The 5194-nt window shown below is 60.4% G+C and carries 4 protein-coding genes and 2 pseudogenes; 1 reads left to right on the top strand and 5 read right to left on the bottom strand.

All coding sequences use genetic code 11. The annotated features are described in order from the left end of the window. From WCA53_RS33580 to WCA53_RS33560, 5 genes and pseudogenes are all read right to left on the bottom strand, one after another. Positions 1-174 (bottom strand): annotated as a pseudogene (locus WCA53_RS33580) (DUF2147 domain-containing protein); the annotation flags it as partial. Positions 175-458: 284 nt separating this feature from the next. Continuing rightward, positions 459-1238: a 5'/3'-nucleotidase SurE gene (surE, locus tag WCA53_RS33575; RefSeq protein ID WP_423922270.1), complete on the bottom strand. Its 780-nt coding sequence runs from the start codon at positions 1236-1238 to the stop codon at positions 459-461. A 97-nt stretch (positions 1239-1335) separates the two neighbouring features. Continuing rightward, entirely contained in the window at positions 1336-1581 is a 246-nt protein-coding gene (locus WCA53_RS33570; protein ID WP_423922267.1) for a hypothetical protein, read from the bottom strand. A gap of 158 nt (positions 1582-1739) precedes the next feature. Then, a complete protein-coding gene (locus WCA53_RS33565; RefSeq protein ID WP_423922264.1) occupies positions 1740-2774 on the bottom strand; it encodes a DUF1571 domain-containing protein in 1035 nt (344 codons plus the stop codon). A gap of 129 nt (positions 2775-2903) precedes the next feature. After that, positions 2904-3908 (bottom strand): annotated as a pseudogene (locus tag WCA53_RS33560) (acetyl-CoA C-acetyltransferase); the annotation flags it as partial. A gap of 253 nt (positions 3909-4161) precedes the next feature. Here WCA53_RS33560 and WCA53_RS33555 point away from each other — a divergent pair. Further along, positions 4162-5194 (top strand): IS110 family transposase (locus tag WCA53_RS33555; RefSeq protein WP_423922261.1); only part of this gene is annotated, 1033 nt, incomplete at its 3' end.

Genomic DNA, 5194 nt, shown 5'->3' with positions numbered 1-5194 from the left:
GTCTTGCGCGATCTGCACGACTGCCTTGGGCTGGCCCGTCTTGTCGTCGACGGTTTGCCACAACCCCGTAGGCGATGCCGTTTGCGCCATGGCCGTGGCAGCGCAGCCAAGCAACGCGCCCGCAATCATTGTTCGGCCAAAACGACTGAGCGCGCGTTCGGTAGAAACTGTCATCCTTCCTCCTTGAGATGGGACTTATTTTGATGCGTCGCGGACGTATTGTGAGCACGGCAGTAGTCACGCCTGGCCGCACAGAATACGTTAATTGGCCGAACACATTAGTAGTAAATCCTCTAGTTGGAGGAGACTCTTTGCCGCAGCAACTTCTTCGTCTTTATTAGGGTTGTCCTCAATTGAACTCGGATCACAATGCGTCACATTTCATAAAAAACAATATGTTAAGGATTGCAGATTAAAAAATTTCCGCGCACGCGAAGGCTAGTTTTTTACGTGTGGTTTTACTTCAGCGCCGATGCAAGCACGGCAAACGTGCGCTCGTCGGTGCGTTCGAAGTGCAGCGGCGTTACCGAGACGCGTCCCGACGCCACCACGGCCGTTTCGCTATCGGCGGAATTTTCGCGTGGACCGCGCTCGAAGCGCAACCAGTGATACGGCACGCCGCGCGGGTCGGTCTGCGGGAGTACGTCGATGCCCTTCACCAGTCCGACGCCTTGTCTCGTCGGCGTCAGTGGTCCGGCCAATGCGGCGTCGATATCCGGGAAATTTACGTTGAAGCAGGTAGGGGCATCGTGGTTGATGGCGAGTAAGGAGCGAATGACGCCAGGTGCAAGTTCGCGCGATGTGTCCCAGCGGACATTGGCGGGGTCGCGGAAGGTCTGGCTCATGGCAATCGATGGCAAGCCGAGCAACAATCCCGTCATGGCCGCGCCGACGGTGCCGGAAAACATGGTTTCTACACCGAGATTGGCGCCGCGATTGATGCCGGAGAGCACGAGCGTGGGGGGCGCATCGCGCATCAGGCGACGTACCGCCATCACGACGCAGTCGCCCGGTGTTCCGAGCACGCCGAAGCGGCGACTGCCGTGCTGGTTCACGCGCAGGGGCGAATGCAGGCTGATGGAATGGGACGTGCCGCTTTGATCGTGTTCGGGGGCGACCACCCACACTTCGTCGGCGAGTTCTGCTGCCACGGCTTCGAGCACGGCGAGGCCGGGCGCGTCGATACCGTCGTCGTTGGTCAGTAGAACGCGTGCAAGTCTGGGCGCGTGCGCTGGCATCGAACTCTCCTTTGTAGTCAACGGAATGTCGGCATATGAACCAACGATTATTCCAGAGATCGAGGCAGGGGGTTTTTGCCGCGCGGCTTACGTTGGCTTACGTCCTTACGATACCCAGTCCGCGCAGCACCGCGTTGCCATGTTCAGTGAGGCGGACTTGCGTCTCGCCGGGTGATGGCGAGATGAATTCCACGTAACCATATTCGCTCAACGAGGCGATATCGGGTGGGGCTGCCAGGACGTCGATCGGCGCGTTCATCAGGAGCAGAAGCGTTGCTATCTCGTGATGACTCAATAAACGTTTGATGGCCCGGACGGGAGCCGATGCGTCGCGGAGGTCCATGACGAACTCCTTTCGTTGATGCGCTGAAGTCGATGTCCCGCAATGGGTCGGTAGTGGCGCTGCTAGACACGTCGCCCGGCACGAACCATAAAGTGGGGAGCGTATCGACGAAGTCTTAGGCGAAACTTAAAATGGTGGGGAGCGGAAGGCGCCGCGCCCTAAAACTTATAGTCCGGGTTCTTCGGGCTGAAAGTGGCCTCGTCAAACGTCTTCGGCGAGATGTTCTGGAACACTAGGCTTTCGAATATCTTGCCGTCGTTATCGAACGATTCAGCGGTACGAAAATACGGTCGGCGCAAGTCGAGGCCGAGCACTTCTTTCTTCGCATAGAAGTCAGGCCGTCCGACCGGTGATTCGTAAGTGAAGGCCACCACGCGCGCACCGTCTATCGTCTTCACTTCAATTTCGTTCGGGCGCGTTACGCCCAAATCGGCGTACTTCTGACCTTCAGCCAGAAACTGCTGCGCAATGTATTCGGTACCCAGGTCGCGGATCGAATGGCGCGATTGCGTGCGGGCGAGGGTGCCATCGAGCGCGGCCCACATCGTGATGATGTTCAGCACGCCGCCCAGATGACCGTACATTTCATTGCGGCGAGTGGTTTCGTCGTAGAGGATCTCCTGGCCCGCGTGAGCACCGTCCGGGAGCCATCGCGCATAGACCCGGCGCGGCTCACGCGTCACGCGGACCAGCATGTGGTCGGGCTGATCAGGCCACCTGCCATTGATGCGTTCGCGTCGTAAAAGGGTGAACTCATAAGAGGAATAGCCGTTCGGGCCATCCTTGAGATAGCGCGGCACGGTGAGCGGATCGAGCGATTTGAACAGTGCTACCAGATCCGAGTCGTTCATGCTGGCAAGCATGCCGCTTTGCGCGGCACGCGTGAGCCAACGGACCTGGCGATCGAGCGGAAGCTGGCCCACCTGCGATGCCGCGACTTTCGGCGGCGCCACGGTCTCGCTTGCGGAGAGTACCGGGGAGGCTACCGAAGTTGCGGCCGCGCTTGCAGGCGAGGTGGGCAGCGACAAGGTGGCTGCGCGTATGGCGTCGGTCGGATCGCTGGTGTCCTGGGCTTGTGCGTGCCCGGCCAGGATCGCGATTGCGATGCTGCCCAATATTGTTACGGCGCGCGCGCGATCGGTCCCGATAAAACGTCCATGATGTCCAACCCGGCACTGTCGTGCTCGATGCATGAATTTCTCCGTGAATCGTCCGCGTAGCGTAGCAGTGCAAATCCGCGCAGTCGATGTACAACGGCTTTCAGTTCGCCGCTCGACACACGTGCCGGTGGCGAATAGTGCATAAACGATCCAACGGACGCCTTATTCCCGCTCCTGGCGTTCGAGAATCGCCACTACGCCTTGTCCGCCCGCGGCGCAGATCGAGATGAGGCCGCGTTGCGTGAGCCCGCTATCCGCACCACGGGTTTTCGCTGCCTGGGCAAGCATTTTTGCCAGTGTTCCGACGATCCGTCCGCCGGTCGCGGCAAATGGGTGGCCGGTCGCAAGCGATCCGCCGCAGACGTTCATCCGCGCGCGATCGATGCAACCGAGTGCTCCGTTCAAACCCAGTTGTGTGCGGCAATATTCGTCGTCTTCCCAGGCCGCGAGGGTGCACAACACTTGCGCGGCGAAAGCCTCATGAATCTCGTAGAAATCGAATTCGGGTAGCGTCAGGCCCGCACGTTCGAGCATACGCGGGACGGCGTAGACGGGCGCCATCAGCAGGCCTTCTTGCTGGTCGAAGAAATCGACACCAGCGGTTTCCGAGTACGAGAGATACGCGAGCACAGGCAAGCCGCGCGCGGCCGCCCATTCCTCCGATGCAAGCAACACCGCCGAAGCACCATCGGTTAGCGGAGTGGAATTTCCCGCAGTCAACGTGCCGGCATCACGGTCGAACACGGGTTTGAGCGCCGCGAGTTGATCGAGCGAAAGGTCTGCGCGCAAGATGTTGTCGCGTGAAAGACCCCTGTAGGGGGTCATCAAGTCGTTGAACCAACCGCGCTCATAGGCTGCTGAAAGTTTCAGATGACTTTCGAGCGCCAGTTCGTCCTGCGCTTCGCGGGAAATCTTCCAGCGCTTTGCCATCAGTTCGCAGTGCTCACCCATCGAGAGGCCGGTCCGCGGTTCGCCGTTACGCGGCAACACGGGCTTCATGAGCATGCCGGGGCGCAACTTCGACAACGCGCGGACACGTTGCGCCGTGGACCTGCCGCGGTTCGCTTCCAGCAGGATCTTGCGCATCCGCTCGTTCACGCCGATGGGCGCGTCGGACGTGGTATCCACGCCGCCCGCGATGCCCACGTCGATCTGTCCAATATAGATAGTCCGTCCCGCCTTCCGTGATACTGGTCACAGCTGGCAGGTAGCTGCCAGCGAAAGCGGGACATGCACCCGTGGACTACGAATAATCTGCCCCAACGTCTGACGTTTGTGCCCTTAGTTTCGAGTCCATGGGTGCGCTTGCGCTCGATAACGAATACTCAGGGTTCGCCGTGACACCGGCTCACTATATTGCCTTCGCTGAACGCAAGTATGCATGTCCCTGCAAGGCAATTTACCACTTGCGGAGGTTCACATGGCACCTCTATCGAATCAGCAGTTCACCGCTTATGTTGGCATCGATTGGGCAGACACGAAGCATGACATCTGCCTGCAGGCCACCGGCAACGCCAGGCGCGAGTTCGACTGCATCCCTCATCAGGTCGCGCGCATTGACGAATGGGCAAAGTCGTTACACCAGCGCTTCGGTGGCCCTATCGCGGTTGCCCTTGAACTGGCTAGGGGGCCGATCGTCGCTGCACTGCAGAAGTACGACTTCTTCGTGCTCTTCCCGATTAACCCGTCGACACTCGCCAAATATCGTGAGGCGTTCAGACCAAGCCGCGCCAAGGACGATCCCACCGATGCAGAGTTGGCACTCGAACTCCTGCTGCGCCATCCCGAGCGGTTTGCTCCGCTCAGGCCACAGAGCGTCGCCATGCGTTCGCTGTTCAGCCTGGTCGAGCAACGTCGCGAACTGGTCGGCGACAAGACCCGATTCACCAACCGCTTATGTGACACGCTCAAGCAGTATTACCCGCAGGCTCTGGAGTGGTTCGAGCAGAGAGATACGGTGCTCTTCTGCGACTTCCTCACCTGCTGGCCGACGCTCTTGACGGTCAGGCGCGCCCGCAGGACGACCCTTGAGGCGTTCTTCCATGCCCACAAGTGCCGTATCAGGCTGATCGCGGCACGTCTGGAATCGATCCGCGCCGCTACGCCCCTCACCGAAGACCCTGGCATCATCACGGCCTGCCGGTTGCACGTGCTGGCGCTGGTGGCGCAGCTGCGCACCGTGCTCTGGGCGATCGATGTGTTCGACAGGGAGATTGCGGCGGTCGCGCGGGCGCAACCCGACTTCGCCCTGTTTGACTGCCTGCCGGGCGCCGGCCCCCAAATGGCGCCGCGCCTGCTCGCGGCCTTTGGCGAGCAGCGCGAGCGCTTCCACGGGGCTGATGAACTGCAGAAGTATACCGGCATTGCCCCCGTGACCGAACGTAGCGGCAAGAAGAGCTGGGTGCACTGGCGCTGGCAATGCCCGAAGTTCCTGCGCCAGACGTTCGTCGAAT

Origin of the sequence: Caballeronia sp., from assembly GCF_049581465.1 — a bacterium.
Lineage (GTDB): Bacteria > Pseudomonadota > Gammaproteobacteria > Burkholderiales > Burkholderiaceae > Caballeronia.
This window is presented reverse-complemented; position numbering and strand designations above follow the sequence as displayed.

Coding starts and splice junctions, on each gene's coding strand:
- surE (WP_423922270.1), bottom strand. CDS start 1,238: ATGCCAGCGCACGCGCCCAGACTTGCACGCGTTCTACTGACCAACGAC.
- WCA53_RS33570 (WP_423922267.1), bottom strand. CDS start 1,581: ATGGACCTCCGCGACGCATCGGCTCCCGTCCGGGCCATCAAACGTTTA.
- WCA53_RS33565 (WP_423922264.1), bottom strand. CDS start 2,774: ATGCATCGAGCACGACAGTGCCGGGTTGGACATCATGGACGTTTTATC.